Origin of the sequence: Halorubrum ejinorense, from assembly GCF_039522565.1 — an archaeon.
In the GTDB taxonomy this organism is placed as follows: Archaea; Halobacteriota; Halobacteria; order Halobacteriales; family Haloferacaceae; genus Halorubrum; species Halorubrum ejinorense.
Genome location: NZ_BAAADQ010000001.1, coordinates 169,853 through 191,066 on the forward strand (window position 1 = coordinate 169,853; position 21,214 = coordinate 191,066).

Here is a 21,214-nt window from a genome sequence, read left to right on the forward strand (position 1 = left end):
TCGACCGACCCCGGCGACAGCGGCTCGGGGTCCGGCGGTTCGAGCGGAGCGAGGACCGTGTCTGTCGCGGCCCGCGCTTGGCCGCCCGACACGGTACTCGGAGAGTCTCGAACGGCGGCGATCGGAGGACGGGAACATCGTCAGGACGTTCGCGTCCTCGATCTGCGCAGCGAGTCCCGGAGGCGGGGGAGCCGTCGCTCGGCGGTCGAGCGCGGAATAAAACGATGTCGCGGCGTCGCGCTACTCGTTGCCGAACATCTGGCGCTTGTTAATACAAAACCTCTTAATATCTGGCTTGAGTTAGGCAATATACGATGGATGTCGACGACGCCAGCAACACACAAAATAAGCTCGATCGGCAGTGGACACTGCTTGAGGAGAGCAAAATCGACGGATCCGACCGAAAAGCGATCCACGATTTCGTTCGAATGGAGCGACAGGGGAACCAAGACATGGCCCGCAACACCCTGTACCGGGACCTCAGTAGTCTTCGAAACGCCTCCGACCGAGCTGAAGTACCGCTTGTCGAGATGGACCGATCCGATTACCGCGATCTCATTCGGACCCTCACCAAGCCGAAGGATCAGGGCGGATACGGACTCGAACCCAACGGCAGCGGCATGAGGGGGTACAAGGCGGCTATCAAGGTCTTCTTCGAGTGGTTGGACGACGAACCGGAATACGGTGAATTCGGCTTCTACGAGGGGATCGATACGCCCTCCCAGAGCATCAGCCGAGTCAACGAAGACCAAATTCTCGAACCCGAGGACATCGAAGCGCTGAAACAGCACACCAAAAACCACCGAGACCCGGCGCTCATCGAGTTCCTGGTCGATAGTTGCGCTCGCGCGTCCCTGGCACTTCAGCTTCGAGTCAAGGACATCCACGACCTCAACACCAAACGCCCCTACTTCACTCCAAATCCGAACGGTTCCGGTCACAAGGGTGCCCCAGACAAGCGGTACCCGATCCTTCAGAGCGCTGCCGAACTCCGCACCTGGCTGAACCAGGGCCACCCTGACTCCCGTGACGAGTCTCCACTCTGGCCGGTCCTCCGAAACTACGATTTCGACAACCCCGAGGAGTGCGCCCTCAGTACGGACGCGTTGCGCAGTATGCTCAAGATCTGCGCCGACCGTGCGGGCATCGAAAAGCCGGTGAACCCCCACAACTTCCGACACACCGGAATCACCCGCTTGTCCCGAGAAGGACTCCAGCCCCAGCAGATCCAACACATCGCCGGCTGGAATGACGACCGGATGCTCCAAGCCTACGACCACACGACCGACCGGCAACGAAACGAAAAGATCCGTGTCGAGACCGGGTACGTCGAGGAAGCGGACGACGATACGGGTCCGTCGAAACCGAAGACCTGTGGTAACTGTCGCGAGACACTCAAACCGACCGCCCAGTTCTGTCCGCGGTGTGGCGCTCCCGCCGACCGGACCACCGAAGACGCCATTGACGAACAGGACGACCGCATCATCGAGTCGGCCGCACAGGCGGACACAGAACTCGCCGGCGCTGTGTTGGAGTTTCGGCAACTCCTCGACGAATCGCCTCGGCTCCGGCGCGAGCTGCTCGACGTGTGAGCAGCTCACTGGTCTTCTCCACCGTCAGTTAGTGCGATAGCTTTCTCGGCGTCTTCTGAGATTGGTAAGTTAGAGTCGGCGAGTTCTGAGAACGTATCGAAGTGGCTCTCGATGAGCTCTTCGACTGATGCCTGTTCGTCGCGCTGTGCTGCTGGGTCCGCGTTATCGTGGGATTCGGTCATATTGTCCGTTTGGTGCCGGGCGATCCCGGTCGACGTGTACGGACAGGCTCACCGATAGGGGGATTTTCGACGAAAACCCCGAAACACCTTTGTTAGTCGAAAATCGACTTGAGGATAGCCGGTAAGGGTTAGCCGTCACGGTTGACCTGTCCGGTCGTAGTTCGTTTCAGATGTCGGCGGGGATCCTTGGGCGGAGTCCGCTGACATCGCCTGATACAACGCTGAGCGCTGTGTACAGTAGGACCGGGCTGTTTCCGGTCTCGTGCGTGGTTTCTGGCCGACTACCGTACTCGTGGCCGCTGGCCGTGAGTTGAGTCGGGTGTCTTCCACGCTTATCTAGACGAGTGGCCGCCACCGATAAAATTATTCCGGCACACAGAAAACAAGTGATTAGGTGGATTTCGACTTGTATGAGTAACGGTGATCAAAACAAGGGTCGCGAGCTGTTCACGGGTGTCGAAGAAGCCAACGACGACTTCCCCAGCGAATCGCTGTTAGACCCTGTCGACCGTCCACGCGGTATTCTCTCTCCGACCGACAGAGAGTACCTCTGCGGGCTGAAAGACTATAGCCACGACCAGACGGTACTCAACCGTCGTCAAGCGATACGAGAGCGAACTATCGAGGGGATCCGTGACTTCAATCTGCTCTGGCTCCTGCTAGAGCAGACGGAGTGGGAGAAGGTCATGGAGGCATTCGACACCGAGGAACTCAATACTGCCTTCTCGTCAATATTGGCGTTCATGTACATCGGAATCAACCAAGACACCGGTCGAATGGGAGAGATATTGGAGCGTGGTCTCTACCTCGGTGCCAACTACGATATGTCTGGCCGATGGTCAGGGAGAGCAAACACTGTTGATGTAGACATCGACATCGAATACGAGCCTAACGTCGACCAACTCTATAAGAGGATACAGGAGGGCGAAGGAGGTCAGTTGACACCTAGCGAGATTGGTGCGCTAGTCAAGGCGGGAAAGCTCGACCCCGCAGACCTCGAAGAGCTTGAGAACACAGATGAAGAGTTCCCAGGTGTCTACGCTGGAGGTGCGGTTGAGTCTACCCAAGACGAAGATACCGGCTCATAACGTTGAGGTAGGGCCAACCCTTTGGCATGTCCCTGCTGCTGTAGCCTCAGCTACTGAGGGTGTTATAGAACTCTTCTCACACCTCGTTGACTGACCTGTGGATCGCTCAGTACAGAGGAAGTATCGATAGGTGTAGTACGTACAGGACTCAGTTACACCGTCCATTTTACATTTCATCAAACATAGGGGAGTAACCACTACAAGACTGGCGCTCCGATCCGTGGTATGAGCGTCATTCTGGAGTTCTCAATCCCGGCCACAGAGTTTCAGCTCGGTGAAGTCCTATCGGGGTCATCCATGCAGATTGAACTTGAACGGATCGTCCCGACCGGGGATATGATCATGCCCTTCGTGTGGGTGACCGGCGACGACCATGACACATTTGCGGACATGGTACGCTCTCAATCCAACGTCCAAGAACTCCTCCCACTCGATAGAATTGGTGAGAGTGGGTTGTACCGCATCGAGTGGGAAGAGCCTCCGATGGACTTGATCGAAGGGATTGCCCAGGCGGACGGGGTGGTTCTCGAAGCTCGCGGCCTTGAAGACTGGACGTTTCGCTTGCGGTTTCCCGATCACAGCAACCTCTCAACGTTTCACAACTATGTTATTGAGAACGATATTCCTCTGCATATTGACCGGACGTACACGTTAACCGAAGCAACCGGTGTCGGTCGTCGCTTCGACCTTTCACAAGAACAGCGTGAAGCACTCCTTCTCGCCCTCGGGAATGGATACTTCGAGACACCAAGCGAGATAAGTCTCGACGAACTAGCCGACGAATTGGACATCTCTCGCCAAGCGCTCTCGAATCGGATTCGACGCGGCAACCTGAAGATTCTCCGAGAGGTGTTACTCTCGACTGGTGAGAAATACGAGTAACGGTACCGCTTATTAAACCGGTTGACCAGTCAATCAAAGCTCCTTCACAGTAGCAATCAGTACAGTACGACGTGGTTGGGACACATCCAGACAGTCAAGCCTTCACCGCGCTCGCCAATCCATATCGCCGCCAGCTTCTTTTCGCCCTTTACGACGCGAATCCACAAGATGACGATTACCTCGACCCATTAGACCTTCTGGTCGAAGGGGAGACCACTGATGACCGTGCTGCCACTCGCATCGAATTGAGACACGCGCATCTTCCGAAACTTGCCGATATGGGATTCATTGAATGGGAGCGTGAGTCAGGCGGACTCTCTAAAGGGCCGAGTTGGGAAGAGGTCGTCCCACTTCTCCAGTTGATATACGAGCATCGTGATGAACTGCCCGATGAATGGGTGTCGGGGCTACCCATGGAGGCGTGATGGTCTTCCGAATCGTTCACGGTCACGATTCCATCGGGAAAGTGCCGTTCCGACGGTAGATCGTTCAGTACGCAAGCGCGTTCTATCGGCTGATTCGGCTGTATATTCGCGAAATAAATGTCGTGGCAACTCTTCTATGACACCCTATTTGAGAAAATAACGCAGTCCCCGTGCTGACTACATCCTCTGTATCTCGCACGGTGGTCCTGTCAGTTCTTAACGGTTTTATCAGAGTCACAATGCCTGGTTGTGTGATAACCCGGAAGTAAATGGAGAATCGGCGGTCACTCCCAAGACAATATCCCCCGTATCCCGGTCAATTCTAATCAGAAACAGGATACTTCACGACGGAAATTCTGGTAACCAACATGCGACTTGAGGCGGCCGAGGGCGAAGACATCTTCAAACTGTGGATGACCGACGACGACCTCGACCAACTCCGTCGAGCCACCGTCTCATACCGGGACGATGTGATACTCCAGTTGGGCGGATTCGTCGGGTTTCGCGCCTTCGAGATCCCCCAGGTTAAGCTGACGCACGTCCGCTAAACCGACGCCGACCATTACCGTCTCCGGGTGCCCCGAGGGAAGGACACCACAAGCTCGAGCGGGAAGCCCCGAAACGCCTACTTCCCCAAGGATGTCGAGCGGTCTCTCCGGCAGTACCAAAACGCCGAGAACATCGCCCCCGACCAACCCGTCGTCGACGACGCTTTCGAGTCCGCCGGACTTCACGGGTAACGCCCTGAGAGAATTGATCGGGGACCCCGAAAGACGCTTCAACAGAATTGGTCGGGAGTTCCCTTATAACCCTGAACAGCCCCGGAAGATACCGGGGGGAATTCGCTTCCCACATCAAGGGCACGAGCAGGAGTTCTTTTGACTATCCGAATTCGGAAGGTCTGGTCGGAGTGAAACAGTGGAATCGAGCGATATTATGCTCAGCAACCGCCGACCAATGAGGCGGAGAGGGAGAAGTGGGGTGTCACCGGGGTACCGCTGGTATGCGCCCCCTGTCCGAAACGGCCCCGGAGAATTGGCCGGGAGTCCCGGGGGATATCTAGGGAGTCTCCTGTTAAGGATCGGGCGTGGCACGTGTCTCTACAGGATAGGGAGTACCCGTAATATCCGAATTCAGGATTTTTGATGGGACTCAAACGCCGAAATCGACCGATACTTCGGTCAGCTACCACCGGCCATGTTAGGGATAGTAGAACAGCTCTGGTGGGCGGGGTCGGAGGTATCCGGTTCTCGGAGGGCCCCAGAAATCCCCGGGGAGTTGGTCGGGACCCCACGGGGCTACTACCGGGGAACATCTCGGGAAAGACTGGGGATCAGTTGAATCCCCAGATCTATGGAGAGGGGTAACATCCGTAATACTCGAATTCGACAGTTTTGATGGGACTAAAATGCCGAAATCGGTCCTCTGATTGTTAGCTGTCCCCGTCTTCAGCAGGAGATTGTACAGCGTCTCCGAGGGACCGCACTAGCTGGACCCCGTTCTCGTAGTCGATGGTAACCTGATACCCGTCTTCGTCCTGTTCGGTGACGCCCACAGTCGGGTGGGCAAGCGCTGAAGGGCGGACCGGACTTGTTCGGTTGTCGGGACGTCGTCGGAGTTCCTCGTCCCCACGACGATGTATCGGCTGTCCCCTGCCGTTTCCAGGCCCCATCGGCGCGTTCGAGAGCCCGGACGGGTGCGAGGAAAGTCTCTCCGGAATCAACGTGGTCCTGAATGGATTCATCGGAGAGATCAAGCCTGTCTGGAAAACCCCGGAATGGGTCAGGAGAGCTAGGGTCTCCTCCGAGAGAATAGCGTATCGGTTCGCGGCCAGGAACCTCGACGAAGTTGTCTCCAAAGGTGTCGTCGGAGAGGCCAATCTCGCCACCACGTTGGTAGAGCCGTCGGTGGGTGCTGACGACGTCCAAGGGGGCATAACCCCATCATACATCGTCCGGAACTCGATAGTGCGCTCAATAGCAACAGACGTCGACTCGGTCGTGGCCGTGTGGTACTCTTAGTTGAGGAGGTTCGCCCTGACCTCCAATAGCCGGCGGGCACGGTGAAGTTGGACTAACTCCGCGTCGTCGATTGTAAGCCCTCTTTGATCATTTCGAGGCAGCCTCGAAGGTTTGGCCATCTTCACCAATTGGCCTCGGCTTTACCCACCGACGGGCTTACAGCTTTGTCCGGAGGTAGAGGAATTAGTCGGGACCGACTAATGAGATAGCGTCATCAAATTACAGATAGGGATTGGGCCGTTATATGAGTCGAAATTGTGTCATTATGAGAACAAGTCGACGATTTGCTTCACTAATTCGGACATCGTGCTAACAATATCATTGCCTCTACTAGATTCAGTATTTGATTCGTTATCAGTTGTATCCCCAAGTACGCCATCAGAATTTGTTGATTCAGCGGTTGTTCCACCATCGGGGGATGATGAATCGGATGTCTCGATAGTGGGGTTTGTTTGTCTTTGTAGTACTTTTGATATTTTTGAACTTTGCTGTACACTAAGATCGCTTATAGAGGTGGTATCAAGGTCTCCCGTTCTTTCAAGGTTATACGCAATTAGAACGTAGCCTTGCGAAAGATTGCCTTTGATTTTGTCAGTTGATATTACCTCCCCAGTTACTTTGTAGGTACCAGTTCGCTCTTTGCTGAGCTGATTTTGGGTTATTGAAGAAGCCGCTATCACACCAACTAGATCATCACGAGTATCCGGTTGTCTGTCCCACGCCACACCACCGTGTAGGACTGTATCAATCGGAGGCATTTTGGTTCCTGTCGATTCAATAATACGCTTGCTGCTTATTGTCTTCATATAAAGGCTCGATTCAAACTGGACCGTGTCACCCTCGTAAGCGGAGGGATCCTCTGAAATCTCCGAGATGGATACACTCTGTGGGTTGTATTGACTATTGGTGACGTACAGTACTGGCGTATCGGGGTCTGTCGGGAGGGTATTGTATTTTTGTTGAGATCGAATAAATTCGCCGGCAGGAGATTCGGGCGATGTTACGATGCCAGTCATTGTAACGGCTGTATTCTGCCAATAACGGGCTTTGGTATCAGGTTCTGTCGTGATAATATGGGGTCGAGAAAGATCACCCAGAACCCCGCCAACAGTGTCTCTATTTAATTGGTCTAACATGGCATGTGACTGTCCACCAATAGTTCGGAACAGCTCTTCAGACTCTATCGGATCATCAACCAGTACACCGGTCGTTAATTTGTAATCACTCTGTTCGTCGTCAATAGCAATGCTCCGATGATTGGCGGTGAACTCAACGTAGTCCCTGCGGTAGTCGTCCGTGTTCCGATAAACCCTTCCGACGCTTGCTTTGGATGGCTCTTGGTACTCAACCCCGGTGGCTCGAACTGGTTTAAATTCTAAACTATTTCTTCTATCCAGTGAGATTTCATTAGCATCAAGCTCGGTCCCCTGGATGGAGGCGTATCCCTCCACCGGCTCCTTATCAGTGAGTACAAGATACAGGTTATCCGACGTAGCTAGGACGAACGCATGTGAGACGCGATCTTCACCGAGAGGGAGCGTTTCTCGGAGATCATCTACCTGATCCTGAATGGAACCAGGGGCAACAAATGCTGCCCCTTCGGTAGAGATCTCAGGTCCTAACTTATCGCTCGTACTATCTACCTGATCGCCAATCGATTCATCGCCTCCTGGTGTATCTCCAGTCTTCGTGGAGGAAGGGTCCACGATATTGATGATCTTTGACGGTGTTGTTCGATCAATACTCGAAGATTGCTCAGTTAGAGCTCCTTCTCGTGTCAGTTCGCCTGTGACCTCAAAATAGATTTCCTTGGGACCAGCCTCTTCAAAAGAGTGACTTAGGGAGACATCAACAGTCTCACCATCTTCAACACTAACCTCCTGAGTTCCTAGTTTGCTGTTATTAGCATATGCTGTAAACTTAAGTTGAGCAGACCAGTCAGCCGGAAGGTCAGAAATCGTTGCGTCAGATGCCAATTCAGCTTTTTCATCGATGTCAACCTCAGATGGCGTAGTCACCTCACTAATTTTCAACTCGGAGGTATCGACTTCTTCTTGAGCGGTGACAGGGGCTGTTAGCCCTGCCAACACGACTACTGAGACTAGAATGACAGATATGATTTTGTCTTTTTTTAATAGACTCATGTAGAATGAGAATCGCGTAGAACACATATACCTGGTGACAAAAATATCAGAATTAAGAATATCGTAGCATGAATTGGTGTATGAGTGTGCTGTTCAGAGGGCCGCATCTACACTTCTTATCTGCTAATTAGGTTATTTCATCAGATCGAATATTAATAAATTCGCATATCTCAGTATTTAAATTATCAGACAGTTATCCGGTTGATTAGCTCACTTACTATTTCACTGTGGTAACGGATAGTGTATACAATCCCTGCCAAGAGTGGAATAACAAGTAGTCCTAGTGCGAATATATTCCAAGATGGCATATTAGGAGCCGCAAGATATACAATTATTGGTGCTTGGACCAGGAAATTCCAAAAGACTGGTTTTACATCCAATCTGAGATTGTAATAGTCATCAGCAGTCCCCCAACCTACTGCTAAGACGGTTCCTATGAGACCATTAGCAAAAATGACGCCTCCGAATACTCCGAGTAATCTACCAAGCAATGAAGGTGAAAATAGAGTTACAGGCAACAGTAATATGACCCCAAGGAATCCTAATCCGACCGCATAAGGTATTGAATAGGCGTCTGATTCGGGACTATTATCTATCTTCTGATAGTCTTTCCGCAAAGATTCAAACGAGATCAGATAGATGGCCCGACCTCCAAGAACCATAAGAAGAAAGTAGAACCCGTAGTCGCCACCAATTAAGATAGAACTGGCAGGTAGAAAGATGGCTAAGGTCAATATCAAAAAAACACCTAACCGGAGAGAATACGCGGCATAGCCGCTGTTTTCAGCTGTACGCCCCTGTAGAATCCAATCATACCAAGGCCTATTCTCGCTTTTATATTCATCTTGACTGCTGTTATCGTCTCTTTGATTGCGCCGGCTACGGGTCTGAGAGTATGTGGATTTAGCTTGAGAGATATTTTTTCCATTGTTTACCAACTGTACATCTGTAGCTTCCTTAATTTCTTTAGATGAATATCCCCCGTGTTGATTTACAAATTCATCGTGAGAAATCTGATTGTATTTTTTCCTTTTTTTCGGGTTGTTGAGCACCTCATACGCAGCTTTGATCTGTTGAAATCGTTCTTGCGCATTCGGCAGGTCGCTCACGTCTGGGTGATATTCTTTTACTAGGTCTCGATATGAACGACGTACTGTGTCGTACGAATCGTTTCTTGAGACATCCAGCAAGTCATAATAATCTGAACTCATATTATAATAAGCGATTGCTAGTTACGTTGTACTCAATGAACATACTGGTATCTCCTATGCTGCTAATAAGATGGTTTTGGCGAGATACTCATACTTGATAATTCATAAAATAGCATAGTAGTTATTCGAGTGGGAATTTTTTAGTTCTGATCCGATAATTGGGGAGAAGCCGGACGGATCTAGCTTCTATCAACCCTGGATAGCCTCAAATTGGGGGACAGACCTCATCTTTATGTCCGGTTAGCATGATAACCGGACGCCACGATGAATCTGCGGGATCATCAAGAAGACGAGGCAGGCAAGAAGGTGTGGCTTAGTCAAGCGGAGGTAAAGCAGCTTATCGAGATCGCCAGCGACACCGAGCACCGGGTCGCTTTCGAACTCGGAGCACGTTGCGGCCTGCGCTCCGGAGAGATCACCGATGTCGCTCCGCAGGACGTCGCCAGCACAGATGCGGGCCCGATGCTTCGGGTACCAGACGGGAAAGGCGAAAAATATCGTGAGACGCCCATGCCGGCGAATCTCGCAACCACTATCCAGACTATCGGCGACGTTCGCGACGCACCCTCCGACGAACCAGTCCTATCGATACAGTCAACGCGATCACTGCGTCGGTGGGTCAAAAACGCTCGCGAGCAGCTGGCCGGAGAGACTGTCGATGAGGGCTGGAGGTATCTCTCGACACACGACCTCCGTCGGACGTGGGCAACATCGCTCGCCGAGAAGGAGGTAGACCCGCTTTTGGTGCTTGACTGGGGCGGGTGGGAAGATTTAGAAACATTCCTTGACCACTATAAAGGCACATATAGCCCAGCAGCGCAGCGTCGCGCTCGTGAGAAGGTCGGCTGGCTCTAGAGCCGTGAGATAGCCTTTGGTAATTCCGGGTGAGGTTAGTATGATACTCAATGCTGTAGGTGCTATAGAATAGTACACGTACTTTGTTGGATGACCTGTAGATCACTCAGTACAGTGAACTCAAAACGATATGACGATAGTATCTCTTTGTATATGCTGGAGTTGCTGGATATATCAGTGGTTATTGTTTTAGAGGACGGAGATCCAGATTGGTATGATTCTGGCGGGGTTGGCGATGAAAACTAACCGAAAATATTGTTCTCTGTCATCTTCCTGATGTTCTCCCTTTGTTCTACGATTTGATTTCCCACGTGATCGCCGCCCCCTGTGCCTGTACCGAATGTTGTAGTCCGTCAAATTTTGCGACCCCACACACGTCGATGTCGATATCGAACCAGTACTCAACATCGCGAGCCGTCTTCTCGGCCAACCGCTCCGCAGTGAACCGTTCAGAGAGATTCGCAACCGATTCAGGGTCGTCATCCGATCGCTTGTAGAAGAGCCCGAGCAACCCGCCGTCGCGCTCGAATCCCGACGTGCTAAGCTTCTGTGCGTCGGTCAGCAACGTATTCTCGTGAAACGGACTGAAGACCTGCTTCGGCATGTAGTCCTCCGAGTCCCCGTTTGCTCGCCAGTACCGGAGTAGCTTACACTCAACCGGGATCTCGCCCGGAAGCACAAGATCACAGCTTCCGGACCCGCTCGGATACGGGACCTCCTGTCGGGTGCCCTGGTATCTTGAGCTGTAGCGCTGTAACTCGTCGACGAGCAGTTCCACCTGCCGCGGTTCGTCTTCCGAACCGATTCCGTCTCCATACTGTCCCTCAGTGTTCGCGTCGACGGTCGGGATGATGGTCGCGATGTCTTGTGCTAATCGTGTGAGAGGCTCTTCGCTGCTCATGAGTTCATCTCTCCCGCTATCCTGATGAAATCCCTGCCGCTGGTGCGGCGGAAAGGCGACGTGGAGACCGGCGACGACGAACAGCTAGTCTTTCGCTCAGTACCCGATAAGGAGCGTCTCGAAGGGCAGTTCGATCCGCCCCGACGCATACACCGTGTCGATCACGTCGTTACTCTTCTCATACGCCTTGCTCTCGGTCGTTCGACCGCCGCTGTTGTACCGATACACGTTCGGCACCACGAGTACGAGCGTGTCCACCTGGACCATCACCGCAGCCTGAATCAGGTCGCGATACAGTGCGTTCCCCAGTACGGCTCGCGACGCCTCCACCTCCAGTCCGTAGCGCTTCCCTTCGTGGTACCCGTCGACCTCGTACTGGAGGTCCGGCTCGCCGTTCTCGCCGAAAAGGACCGGGCGGTGGATCTTCTCCTCCTTCTTCTTGCCTTCCTCAATGTCGAAGCCGATCGCCACCAAGTCGTCGCGAACGACATCGAGTACGTCGTCACTTTTGAGCCCATTGTCGCCGTCGACGGTCGAGATCGCGTCCTCGTTTGCTCGGAAGGCAGCGGCGACCTCGTCGACGAACTCCGGTGGAGCGCGCGTTCGTGGGTAGTAGCAGTAGCAGATGTCCGACATAGATCGCCTCTCGACGCCCGACGGTAAGAATCCGCATGACGATTCGGTCATCGAGCACTTATTGAAATCCTATATAACTGACCTATTGGAAACCGAGCCTCACAGAGCCTACTTCTCAACCGCCTTCTCAACGAGATCGATCTCCTCGTCGGCCAGCCCGTACCACTCATATACAATCTCGTCGATAAGCTCGTCCGTCTGTTTGATCTTCGCGTCGAGCTCCTCGGCGGGCTATTTCGTCTCCAGGTAATTCTCCAAGTCGTCGGCCACGTCGTCGCCGTCTCTGGAATATTCAGGACGCTGTCCGTCTCTTCACGGTTAGTTCTCTTCAAACACCGATTTAACGTGCTTCGGTAGGTTCTCGGCGGCAAAAGCAGGGACAAACTCCTCAGCGAGGTGTTCACGTTCGTCTGATGCCCCTGACGAAAAACTCCCTTCAATCACATTTCGACGGCTCGCAACCTTTCTGACGACATCAGATATGTCGACCTTTGGGTTGTGTCTTCTTTCCTCGCCCGTATGGATATCTTTCATCCAGAGTGTCCAGCGGAATCCGTCTGTCCCAATCCCTACTAAGTACCGCTGGTCGAGATCGCGAAGGAATTTACAGAAGGCATCTTCTTCGAGGTAATCCTGAATGTCGTCACTCGCGCGGGTTTTCGCACCCGTCATTCGCTCCCGGTTCACCGCTTTCGCTTCAACGATACACACGATGGCTGGATCGATATTCTTCAGGAGATAGTCGGGTTGTTTCGGCTCGACCTTTCGATACGTTATCGGCTGGCGGATAAAATGCGGTCCAGATCCGTCGTATTCTGCCGAGGCAGAACTCAAGTATCCAAGCCCGTGGAGAACCGGTCCGATGAGATACTGCTCTGTGAAGACCTCCGGAGCCTGTTCAACGCGTGCTCCTGAGAATTTCTTCGGACTGCGAAAGAGTTCACTAAGCTGTCCGCCCTCACCGAGTTCTCGGAATTTCTGTGGAAACACCTCCAACTGTCTTCTGACCTTTCCTGCGATTTTGTCGTCTTTCGTCAGCGAATCGAGTGACCGATACTCGCTCACTCCCCGACCGCCTCCTCAACGATCTCGATCTCCTCGTCGGTCAGCCCGTACAGCTCATACACGATCTCGTCGATGAGCTTATCCGTCTGCTCGATCTTCGCGTCGAGCTCCTCGGCGCGCTCCTTCGTCTCCAGGTAGTTCTCCAAGTTGTCGGCCACGTCGTCGACGTCGGGCAGTTCGATCGCCTTCAGCCGGTCGATCAGCGAGTTCGTCTTCGTCGCCGTCTCGCGGAAGTTCGCGAAGCCGCCCGCCTCGTCGACGGCGACCGGAACGAAGTGCTCAATCAAGTCCGCCTCGCGTTCCGTGAGGTCCGTGATCCGGAACGCCGGCAGGTACTCCGTCTCCGTGTAGCCCCACTGGTCGGTCTCGTGTGCGTCCTCGTCGTCGGGCTTGTAGCGAGCAGTGGCTTCAATTGTAACCGTTGGGCCGTTCTGCTCAACGCGCACACTTCCAGTACGGAGGTTTTCATAGTCAGTGGCGTCCGACTCAAGAATGTTCTTCTCTGTGGGTTGTAGCAGTCCAATCTCTGAGAGTCGTTTCTCGCCGGAATCACCCCCGACATAATCAATCAAATTGAGATTAAGTGATTTGTACGTCAACTTCTTTTCCTGTAACTCATTGGTCAATTTTGAGAGTGTGTCGAGATAAGATGACTCTCCAAAGTTGTGGTCAGAATTATTAATCGTAGCACTCTGCGATAGCGTGTTGAGTGTTGGTAGTGGCAGTTTCCGCAGATCTTGGGGATAGATGCTTGTGTAACTACCCTGTAGTGTGTCTGTTGCTAGGAACTTACTGAAATAATAGCTCAAAACATTTGAATTGATTATTGCCGTCAAACACGCGGTATTAAAATCACTTGCGCGTGGATGAATATCGAATTCCTTTGGATTTTGTTTCTTTCTGATTTCTGGGGACCAATTAACCAGATTCGTCACGTTGTCGTTATTATAGTATCCCGTTTTATCGTAACACGCACTAATACGATTGCCAGAGCTACTGATCCGTGGGACAACGATTTTATCAGATTCAAATAACTCCCTAAATTTTGGCCTGTGGAAGTGATTTTTCTTTGATACGTAATCAATGTATTCCCCTTCCCAGTTGATGCTGTATCTCTCTATGTTGCTACCTTGGATGTATTTTTTAAATCCATCCCCATCTTCCATGTGAATAACGTCATCTTTCTTAAATTCCAACTCGCTTTCTGACGCGCTGTGTGCTACGACGCCGACGTTAACACAACAGACCCTGCCTAGTAGGGTGGAGCTTGATTCCAACTTGTTTTTGATTTCCATGTCTGTACCTGCTAAAGATGGTCTTATGGAATAATTCGAATATTCCAGAAACATAGACTGATCGACATCCAATTCAGGACTGAACGAGGTCCCATCGTACTCAATAATCTGAGTTTTTCTATTTGTGTTGGCACCCGGAGAAGAGATGTAGATTAGACACTGCCGATCCACTTCTTGGAAGATAGAGCGCTCTCCAAAGTGGATGAGTTGACGGATATCCGTCTCTTCAATGAGATATTTACGGATATTCCGCGCGTACTTTTCTGTACCGAGCGAAGACGGTGTGATAAAAGCATGTTGGCCGTTATTCTTTTGAGTCAACTGAAGTGATTTATAACAGAATAGGACATACATATCCCAGTGACCCACTGCCACTTCCGGATAGATTGACTCCAAGCGTTCGGGAAGATCTTTGTTTGCTTCTGTTAACTCCCAGTTTGATACCCACGGTGGATTCCCGACAACGACATCAAATCCAGAACCATCCAATTTCTCCCCGTCTCCGTTGAAGAACACCTCGGGGAACTCTAGTTCCCAGTGGAAGAAGTCCTGCTGGTCGGCTGTCGCCTGTGCCGCGATAAACCAATCCTTCTCGCGGATCTCCGCCCAGTCGTCCGCATCTTCGATCGCTCCCGCCATCTGCTCATAGGCGTCCTCGGGCACGTCACAGCCGAACTCCTCGGCGGTGTGGACGTTCGCCAACTCGAAGAGGCGCGTGTACAGCGGATCGTCGCGGATCTCGTCGTACAGCTCCTCCATCGATTTCACGCTCTCCAGCGAGTCGTTGTCGTACGCCAGTAGGTCCGCCATCAGGTCCATCACGTGTCCGAGGGTGTCCTGCCGAACGCGTGCGAAGGCCTGTGTGAGCGTCAACTGGCCGCCGTTCTCCTCGCTGTCGTCGGAGAGGACCTCCGTAATGTCGCTCCCGACGAGCGAGTTCCCGTCCTTCAGGTGGTGGTCGAGGAACGCGAGCGGCTGGTCCGCCGCGAGCGTCTCCAACCACATCGAGAGCTTCGCGAGTTCGACCGCCATCCCGTTCAGGTCGACGCCGTAGATGACCTCCTTCGAGATCGTCCGGCGGAACTCCTGCTCGTCGTACGACTGAATCTCCTGCTCGCGAACGACGCTCATCACGTGCTCGGTTAGGTAGCCCGTCGCCTTCGTCAGGAAGTGCCCGGACCCCATCGCGGGATCAAGAACCGTCAGGTCCGTCACGCGGTCGTAGAACCGCCGGAAGTACTCCCCGTCGCTCTGGGAGAGTCCGTCCGCTTCGAGGTCCGCGTGAATCTCGTCGATCAGTGGGTCGATCGTCTCCTCGACGATGTAGGTGACCACGTAGTCCGGCGTGTAGTACGCCCCCGTGGCCTTGCGCTCGCCCTCGTCGTTCACGACGTACAGCCCGCCCTCGTCGACGACCTCGACCGCGTCCGCGACCGAGACCTCGTCGCCCGGCTTCCACACCTGTCCGCCGTCCTCCGCGACCGCGGCCATGCCCGCCTCCGGCGCGATCCGGAACTCGTGTTCGAGCAGGCCCTCGTAGATCGAGCCGAGGTGCCGCGTGTCGAGGTCGGCGTAGTCCGCCGGGACGTACTCGCCCTCGTCGTTTTGCGTGGTCGACAGCCGGAAGATGACCTCCGCGATCGCCGGGTCCGAGACCGAGTTTTCCGAGAGGAACTCGTGGTCGTCGTGGTCGAACAGCCCGCCGTTGTACGGCGGGATATCGAGCTCCTCCTCGCCCTCGTCGATCAGTTCGAACAGCCGCGAGAGCCGGTTCCAGATCGTCGTGGAGAACGTACTGTACTCCTCGCGGAACGCCGCCCCAGACTCGACGTCGCCGCCCTCGACCGTCTCCATGATGTCGCTTCGCACCTCTTCGAGGCTGAAGTTCTCGTGGTACTCCGCGTTCGCATCCGGCTTTTCCGGGTCTATCAGTCCACGCGACTCCGCGTAGAGGACGAACATCAGCCGGTACAGCAGCACGAGCGACTGCTCTTTCAGTTCGTCGGCGCTGAGACCGTCCTCGTCTTCTAGGTCGATCTCGATATCGTTGTTCTCGACGAACCCCTTCCCGAGGACTCGCAGCGCGGTGAACACGTTGTCTTGGAGGTCCTCGCCGAGTTCCTGTGCGGCGGTCTCGGACTCTGACCAGACGGTTTCGAGGAACGAGCTACCCGCGACCTCGACGAACGCCTTGGGCCGGAAGAAACAGTAGAAGTACTTGAACTGCTGGAGGTCCCCGGATTCGAGTAGCTCCGGGAGGTCGACCTCGTAGTACGTTTGTGTCTCGTAGTCTTTCGTCCCGTAGAGTCGCCACTTCTTCCCGTCCGTGAGGAGCCCCCACTTGAGGTCGGGCGGCGTCCGTTCGAGGTAGTACTTAACCTGGTGTGAGGCGTCACGATAGGGTCGTTCGTCGCTGAACCGCTTCTCGAAGTCGTGGCCCCACTGTTTGGCTTCGAGCAGCGCGGAGGCCCCCGCGAACATCCCCTCTCGGTCGTCGTTCTCCTTCCGGTCGACAGCCGCGTATCGGTCGTCTCTCGACTCGTAGAGCAGCCGGTCGACGTACCCGCCGCCGCCGGGAAGCGTCCCCTCGGAGATCGTGTCGAACCCGAGGATATCGAGGACCTCACCAATCCACTGGTCGATCAGTTCGTCCTCGCCATGCGAGGCGACGTACTCTCCCTCTAGTTCCCAGAGTTCGCGGAGGGCTTCGAAGGCCGCTTCGGCCTCGTCGTCGGATTCCCAGTCGTCGAGGTCAGCAACACGCTCGTCGAGATAGTAGCCAGAGAAGAGGTTGGAGTTCCGATAGGGACCACTTCCAATCGTCGCTTGGCTCATGTGATATCAGATTCACACGTCAGCGCGAGTAAATAGATGACGGAGCTGCTATTAAGTCAGAATATTCACAAAAGGTTTCGAACAAGCGTTGGTAGCGGTATCAATGTAAAATTTCAAATCAAGGCGCGCCGAGTCAGGCGCGCCGACCCCCTGCGTTTCTGCTGGAATCTGCCGAGCGAAGCGAGGCAGTGGTTTACTCTAGTGGCTCCTTAGCCACACACGTAACTGAGAGTTGGGCACCCCACCTCGAAGTTACGCCGGTAGGGGAAACGGTGCGGACGCTCAGGGATCGCATCATCAGCGAACCACTCGCGAATACCCCGCGAAAAGTAGCAAAATAATCCTCTAAATACCCGGATCGATAGTGATGCCTCTCAGGAGGCCCCGCGCTATCCGGGAGTTCCTAACGCATCGGCAAAGTACCGAGGCTCGTATACACTCCCGTCGACGAGAGTGATCTTCGGCGCGAACTCGAACGCGAACTGCCGAAGCTTCTCGTCCGTTACCTTCGACCACTGACTCGCCCCACTACGGAGGAGCCGTCGTGCCTCACTGAGGGTCTCAGGCTGGAATCCGATGTCGAGCTCGTCGGGATCCACGCCTTCCGTGCGGCTAATCTCTCCGCCGTATCTGTCGAGCCAGCGACTCCACGGGTCGTCGTCACCGGCGTGAGCCTCCGCTCTAGTAAGTCCGTCGAGCGCGTTCTCAAGCCCAGACTTGATACTGTTCGACACCGCATCGATATAGCCCGTCAATTCTTGGGCGATGTACTTCGACCCAATTTGAACCTCTCCGTAGGTATGATCCACGAGCGGCGAGAGCCGCTTGAGAGCGCGATAGACGGTGTCGAGATGAACACCGATGGAACGGGCCAACTCTTTCGGCGACGTCTCTCCGCCGTCCGTGAGCAGCGTCTCGACCAGCTCCGTGTCCGTCTCGTTCATCTGCGCCGCTGACGCGAAGATCTGATCATCTTGTTTGGTCTCGATTCGCGGTAGACGGTCGGGAAGGATCTTCCGCCACCGACGAGATCCGGTCACCTCGAAGTAGTCGTCGTCGACGAACATCTGGCCGTCCGGACGAGTAGGAATGTTCGACCAGTTGAGAACGTTCAATAGCGCCTCGTCGAGTTCGGTGACAAGCGTGTCGAGGTCACTCCAGTACAGCGTGTCGTCGTGGATCGAGTTCTGGAAGGAGACGCCAATCTTCGGGTTTTCGAGCGCTGTCCCCTCGACGGCGTCGGGGTTTCGCATGTGGTAGTGTTTGAACTCCTTCGCTAGCTCGTGGCTGCCGACTAACTCGCCGGCACGACGAGAGTCGATAGTCGCGGTATGATAGTGACCAGGACACTCCCGGTCGTCACGGACCGACTTCGTGTAGCCTTCGCGGTCGCCGGCCAGCAACAGTGAGACCTCGTGAAGCGTCCCATCGTACGCGATGACCTCACCGGTCTCCCCTTTGAGCACTCTGACGTATAGCTCCGCGTCGACGATATTCGACGATCTATGGAGCCGATCCTCATCGAAATCGGCCGGATAGATGGGCGTCGGACTGTTGAATCGGAACCCCTGACGCGTCGCGAGCGCATCGAGCGACTGCCGGAGCACCGACGGGTACTGTTCGAAGTCCCAGTATGAGCCCTCAACCTCTACGTCGTACCCCTCCAAGTCGTAGGGGTTGGACATCGCCCTGTTCCCCTCCTTTGTCTCTATGTCTGGCCACCGGGGAGAGATTCGGAAGTACGCGCGCTTCCGAGCTTCTGACTTGGCAGCACCCCACGAGTCGTACCCTTTCGGATAGACATACACGAGGTACTCCCGGACCTCATCGAGTTGGAAATTCTCGGCAGCGCGTGGGGCTAGCCCGGAGGATTTGAAACCGAACTCAACGTTCCACTCGGTCCCGTCGATTTCGGCCGTCGTCCTGAGTCGCCCGTGTTGCTCGAAGTCGTGCTCTCCCTGGAGGGAGCGCAGGCCGAAGTACGATCGGAGCGGATTAGCGAGGTCCTCACAGTTCCATTTGAGATAGGCGTGGAACTCGTGAGGCTGCGGATCGATGAACGTACGGGCGAAGTGTTCGTCGTCAGAATTGGCCGCCTCGGTGGCCTCGTCAGTGTCGGTCGCATCCGACTCACTCTGTTCTTCGAGACGCTTCTCGGCTTGCTGGTACGCCTGACACGTCTTGAGATGGTGGGTCGGGTCGTCGTCCCAGGTATGCGTCTCGCGGCAGTACCGACACTGTGAGACTGCTTCAGCGTCGCACCTGCCCTCATGCCTCACCGCGATACGGTGTTGTTTGAATTTACACCGACAGAACCGACATCTAGCGATGTATCGAGGGTCAACGGTTCTTTGCCGTGGCTCCGTGGATGCGGTTGAGTTGGCTGTCGTATCCGCACCTGCCCGGAGTGCGTCTGCTTCCGTCTGCTCGACCGATGTTTCGATAGAGTCCGTCTGGTCGTCAGTAACCGCCTCGGCCTCGTCGAGCTGCCCGAAGAAGTCGTCTGGGTCGGTCACTGCGACCACCCCCAGATGGGAGCCAACTGAGGATGGAGCGGCCGCTCAAGGTCGAAAAAGAATTTAAAGGAGTGTAGATGTTCGTTACTCGTTTCCGAACATCTGGCGCATCATCGGGTGCATCTCCATCAACTGCTCTTCTGCGATCTCCTCGTACAGCTTGTACGTGATAGAGACCGCCAGCAGCAGTCCGGTACCGGAGACCTGTCCGATGGTGCCGAGCAGGTTCGCCATCACGGCGAGCAGCCCGACGAGGGCGCCACCGATGACGGTCACCTGCGGGATGTACCGCTCCATGACCTTCTCGACGACCTGCGGGTTCCGGCGGAAGCCGGGAATCTGCATGCCCGAGTTCTGGATCTGCTTCGCGGTCGCCTCCGGCCCCATGCCGGTGGTCTCGACCCAGAAGATCGCGAAGATGGCGCCGCCGACGATCATGAACGTCAGGTCGACGGCGAGTCGGACCGCGATCATCCACGGTTCGACGGACGCCGGAATCTCACCGAGGAACCACATCCACTGTCCGCGGCTCTGGATCGGGTTCAGGTAGTAGAACAGCCCGGAGATGGGCTGTCCGGCGTCGCTGTACTCACCGAGTATCGCCGGCATCCCCGCCCACTGCGAGGAGAGGATCTGCCCGAGGAACTGGATGTTCGCCTGTAGCGCGCGAACGAGGATCATCGGGAGAACGGACGCGTAGATGAGCTTCACCGGGAAGCGTCCGCGGGCGCCCTTCACGCGGGCGTGTGACAACGGGATCTCGACGCGGACCGACTCCGCGTACACGACGATTCCGAAGATGAACACCGTCGTGAAAAGCGCCAGAATGTTACCCGGATCGAACAGCAGGTTCTGAAGTCCTTCGGCCGTGAACGGCGACATCGACACCGGCACGTCGCCGAAGATGACGCCGTACCAGTTCGCGAAGAAGCCGGAGGCGCCGAGCGCGGAGAAGCTGAAGAAGCCGCCGACGATCTGCTGGCTCACCGACGCGATGATGAACAGCCCGACGCCGGAGCCGACTCCCCACTTGCTCACGATCTCGTCCATGAACAGGATGAGGATGCCGCCGACGAAGATCTGCGCGAAGATCAGCACCTGCACGCCGAATATGCCGATCCCGAGCGCGCTCGCGACCGCGTCGTCGGCCGGAAGGAAGCTGCCGGTGAACACCATCGGCGCCGCCGTCACCGCCGAGATGATGACTACGAGCAGCTTCTGGAGGCCCTGATAGAGGACCTGATCACGCGGGTCGTTCTCCGTGTCGAGCCCGAGTAGATTCGCACCGCCCAACAGCTGTAGCACGATGGACGCCGTGACGATCGGTCCGATACCGACCTGTAACAGGGAGCCGGACGAGCCGGCGAGTACCGACCGGAACTGTCCGAAGAAGTCGGAGCCCTGACCGACGGCCAACCCGAACGGGTTGATGTTCGTGAGGAAGAAGTAGACGATCAGGATTCCGGCCGTCCACGTGAGCTTCCGTCTGAACGGAACGTGTCCCGCGGGTCGCTCCACGACGGGCATCCGCGAGAGCACCGGTTCGGCGGCCTCCTTCCAGCTCAT

Annotated in this window: 16 protein-coding genes and 1 pseudogene; 7 read left to right on the top strand and 10 right to left on the bottom strand. The window is 54.9% G+C overall.

The genetic code is table 11. From position 1 onward, the window contains the following. Nucleotides 1–314: 314 nt before the first annotated feature. A complete protein-coding gene (locus ABDZ89_RS00890; RefSeq protein WP_343775681.1) occupies nt 315–1,592 on the top strand; it encodes a tyrosine-type recombinase/integrase in 1,278 nt (425 codons plus the stop codon). Between the two features lie 5 nt (nt 1,593–1,597). Here ABDZ89_RS00890 and ABDZ89_RS00895 read toward each other — a convergent pair whose 3' ends face one another. Beyond that, a complete protein-coding gene (locus ABDZ89_RS00895) occupies nt 1,598–1,774 on the bottom strand; it encodes a hypothetical protein (RefSeq protein ID WP_343775683.1) in 177 nt (58 codons plus the stop codon). 410 nt (nt 1,775–2,184) lie between these two features. Between ABDZ89_RS00895 and ABDZ89_RS00900 the strand changes: the two genes are divergently transcribed. The 5 genes from ABDZ89_RS00900 to ABDZ89_RS00920 all read left to right on the top strand — a co-directional run bounded on the left by ABDZ89_RS00900 (nt 2,185) and on the right by ABDZ89_RS00920 (nt 6,190). Next, nucleotides 2,185–2,862, top strand: a complete 678-nt coding sequence (locus ABDZ89_RS00900) for a DUF8102 family protein (protein ID WP_343775685.1) — start codon at nt 2,185–2,187, stop codon at nt 2,860–2,862. Between the two features lie 225 nt (nt 2,863–3,087). Continuing rightward, nucleotides 3,088–3,744 carry a helix-turn-helix domain-containing protein gene (locus ABDZ89_RS00905; RefSeq protein WP_343775687.1) on the top strand — a complete coding sequence of 219 codons (657 nt, stop codon included), beginning with the start codon at nt 3,088–3,090 and terminating at the stop codon, nt 3,742–3,744. A gap of 71 nt (nt 3,745–3,815) precedes the next feature. Further along, a complete protein-coding gene (locus ABDZ89_RS00910) occupies nt 3,816–4,169 on the top strand; it encodes a DUF7344 domain-containing protein (RefSeq protein ID WP_343775689.1) in 354 nt (117 codons plus the stop codon). Between the two features lie 368 nt (nt 4,170–4,537). Then, a complete protein-coding gene (locus ABDZ89_RS00915) occupies nt 4,538–4,717 on the top strand; it encodes a hypothetical protein (RefSeq protein ID WP_343775692.1) in 180 nt (59 codons plus the stop codon). A 1,176-nt stretch (nt 4,718–5,893) separates the two neighbouring features. Then, entirely contained in the window at nt 5,894–6,190 is a 297-nt protein-coding gene (locus tag ABDZ89_RS00920; protein WP_343775695.1) for a hypothetical protein, read from the top strand. Between the two features lie 263 nt (nt 6,191–6,453). Here the strand turns inward: ABDZ89_RS00920 and ABDZ89_RS00925 are convergent, their stop codons facing one another. Then, nucleotides 6,454–8,334, bottom strand: a complete 1,881-nt coding sequence (locus ABDZ89_RS00925; RefSeq protein WP_343775698.1) for a hypothetical protein — start codon at nt 8,332–8,334, stop codon at nt 6,454–6,456. 185 nt (nt 8,335–8,519) lie between these two features. Then, nucleotides 8,520–9,545: a DnaJ domain-containing protein gene (locus tag ABDZ89_RS00930; protein WP_343775701.1), complete on the bottom strand. Its 1,026-nt coding sequence runs from the start codon at nt 9,543–9,545 to the stop codon at nt 8,520–8,522. 264 nt (nt 9,546–9,809) lie between these two features. Here ABDZ89_RS00930 and ABDZ89_RS00935 point away from each other — a divergent pair, with 264 nt between their 5' ends. Beyond that, nucleotides 9,810–10,400 carry a tyrosine-type recombinase/integrase gene (locus ABDZ89_RS00935; protein ID WP_343775704.1) on the top strand — a complete coding sequence of 197 codons (591 nt, stop codon included), beginning with the start codon at nt 9,810–9,812 and terminating at the stop codon, nt 10,398–10,400. A 292-nt stretch (nt 10,401–10,692) separates the two neighbouring features. Here the strand turns inward: ABDZ89_RS00935 and ABDZ89_RS00940 are convergent, their stop codons facing one another. From ABDZ89_RS00940 to secY, 7 genes and pseudogenes are all read right to left on the bottom strand, one after another. After that, nucleotides 10,693–11,301, bottom strand: a complete 609-nt coding sequence (locus ABDZ89_RS00940; RefSeq protein ID WP_343775707.1) for a hypothetical protein — start codon at nt 11,299–11,301, stop codon at nt 10,693–10,695. Between the two features lie 96 nt (nt 11,302–11,397). Then, a complete protein-coding gene (locus ABDZ89_RS00945; protein WP_343775709.1) occupies nt 11,398–11,937 on the bottom strand; it encodes a hypothetical protein in 540 nt (179 codons plus the stop codon). 108 nt (nt 11,938–12,045) lie between these two features. Next, nucleotides 12,046–12,213 (bottom strand): annotated as a pseudogene (locus ABDZ89_RS17075) (restriction endonuclease); the annotation flags it as partial. Nucleotides 12,214–12,255: 42 nt separating this feature from the next. Next, on the bottom strand, nt 12,256–13,002 hold the full coding sequence (locus ABDZ89_RS00950) for a hypothetical protein (RefSeq protein ID WP_343775711.1): 747 nt from the start codon (nt 13,000–13,002) through the stop codon (nt 12,256–12,258). Further along, a complete protein-coding gene (locus ABDZ89_RS00955) occupies nt 12,999–17,132 on the bottom strand; it encodes an Eco57I restriction-modification methylase domain-containing protein (RefSeq protein ID WP_343775714.1) in 4,134 nt (1,377 codons plus the stop codon). The genes ABDZ89_RS00950 and ABDZ89_RS00955 overlap by 4 nt, the downstream gene beginning before the upstream one ends. A 389-nt stretch (nt 17,133–17,521) precedes the next feature. Next, the gene (locus ABDZ89_RS00960) at nt 17,522–19,648 is read right to left on the bottom strand and encodes a DUF7845 domain-containing protein (RefSeq protein WP_343775717.1); all 2,127 of its coding nucleotides are present in this window, start codon (nt 19,646–19,648) and stop codon (nt 17,522–17,524) included. 84 nt (nt 19,649–19,732) lie between these two features. After that, the gene (gene secY / locus ABDZ89_RS00965) at nt 19,733–21,214 is read right to left on the bottom strand and encodes a preprotein translocase subunit SecY (protein WP_343775720.1); all 1,482 of its coding nucleotides are present in this window, start codon (nt 21,212–21,214) and stop codon (nt 19,733–19,735) included.

Excerpts from the sequence above, each read along its gene's own strand:
- secY (WP_343775720.1), bottom strand. The coding sequence starts at position 21,214 with ATGAGCTGGAAGGAGGCCGCCGAACCGGTGCTCTCGCGGATGCCCGTC.
- ABDZ89_RS00905 (WP_343775687.1), top strand. The coding sequence starts at position 3,088 with ATGAGCGTCATTCTGGAGTTCTCAATCCCGGCCACAGAGTTTCAGCTC.
- ABDZ89_RS00890 (WP_343775681.1), top strand. The coding sequence starts at position 315 with ATGGATGTCGACGACGCCAGCAACACACAAAATAAGCTCGATCGGCAG.
- ABDZ89_RS00925 (WP_343775698.1), bottom strand. The coding sequence starts at position 8,334 with ATGAGTCTATTAAAAAAAGACAAAATCATATCTGTCATTCTAGTCTCA.
- ABDZ89_RS00935 (WP_343775704.1), top strand. The coding sequence starts at position 9,810 with ATGAATCTGCGGGATCATCAAGAAGACGAGGCAGGCAAGAAGGTGTGG.
- ABDZ89_RS00955 (WP_343775714.1), bottom strand. The coding sequence starts at position 17,132 with ATGAGCCAAGCGACGATTGGAAGTGGTCCCTATCGGAACTCCAACCTC.
- ABDZ89_RS00945 (WP_343775709.1), bottom strand. The coding sequence starts at position 11,937 with ATGTCGGACATCTGCTACTGCTACTACCCACGAACGCGCGCTCCACCG.
- ABDZ89_RS00895 (WP_343775683.1), bottom strand. The coding sequence starts at position 1,774 with ATGACCGAATCCCACGATAACGCGGACCCAGCAGCACAGCGCGACGAA.
- ABDZ89_RS00900 (WP_343775685.1), top strand. The coding sequence starts at position 2,185 with ATGAGTAACGGTGATCAAAACAAGGGTCGCGAGCTGTTCACGGGTGTC.
- ABDZ89_RS00940 (WP_343775707.1), bottom strand. The coding sequence starts at position 11,301 with ATGAGCAGCGAAGAGCCTCTCACACGATTAGCACAAGACATCGCGACC.
- ABDZ89_RS00915 (WP_343775692.1), top strand. The coding sequence starts at position 4,538 with ATGCGACTTGAGGCGGCCGAGGGCGAAGACATCTTCAAACTGTGGATG.
- ABDZ89_RS00930 (WP_343775701.1), bottom strand. The coding sequence starts at position 9,545 with ATGAGTTCAGATTATTATGACTTGCTGGATGTCTCAAGAAACGATTCG.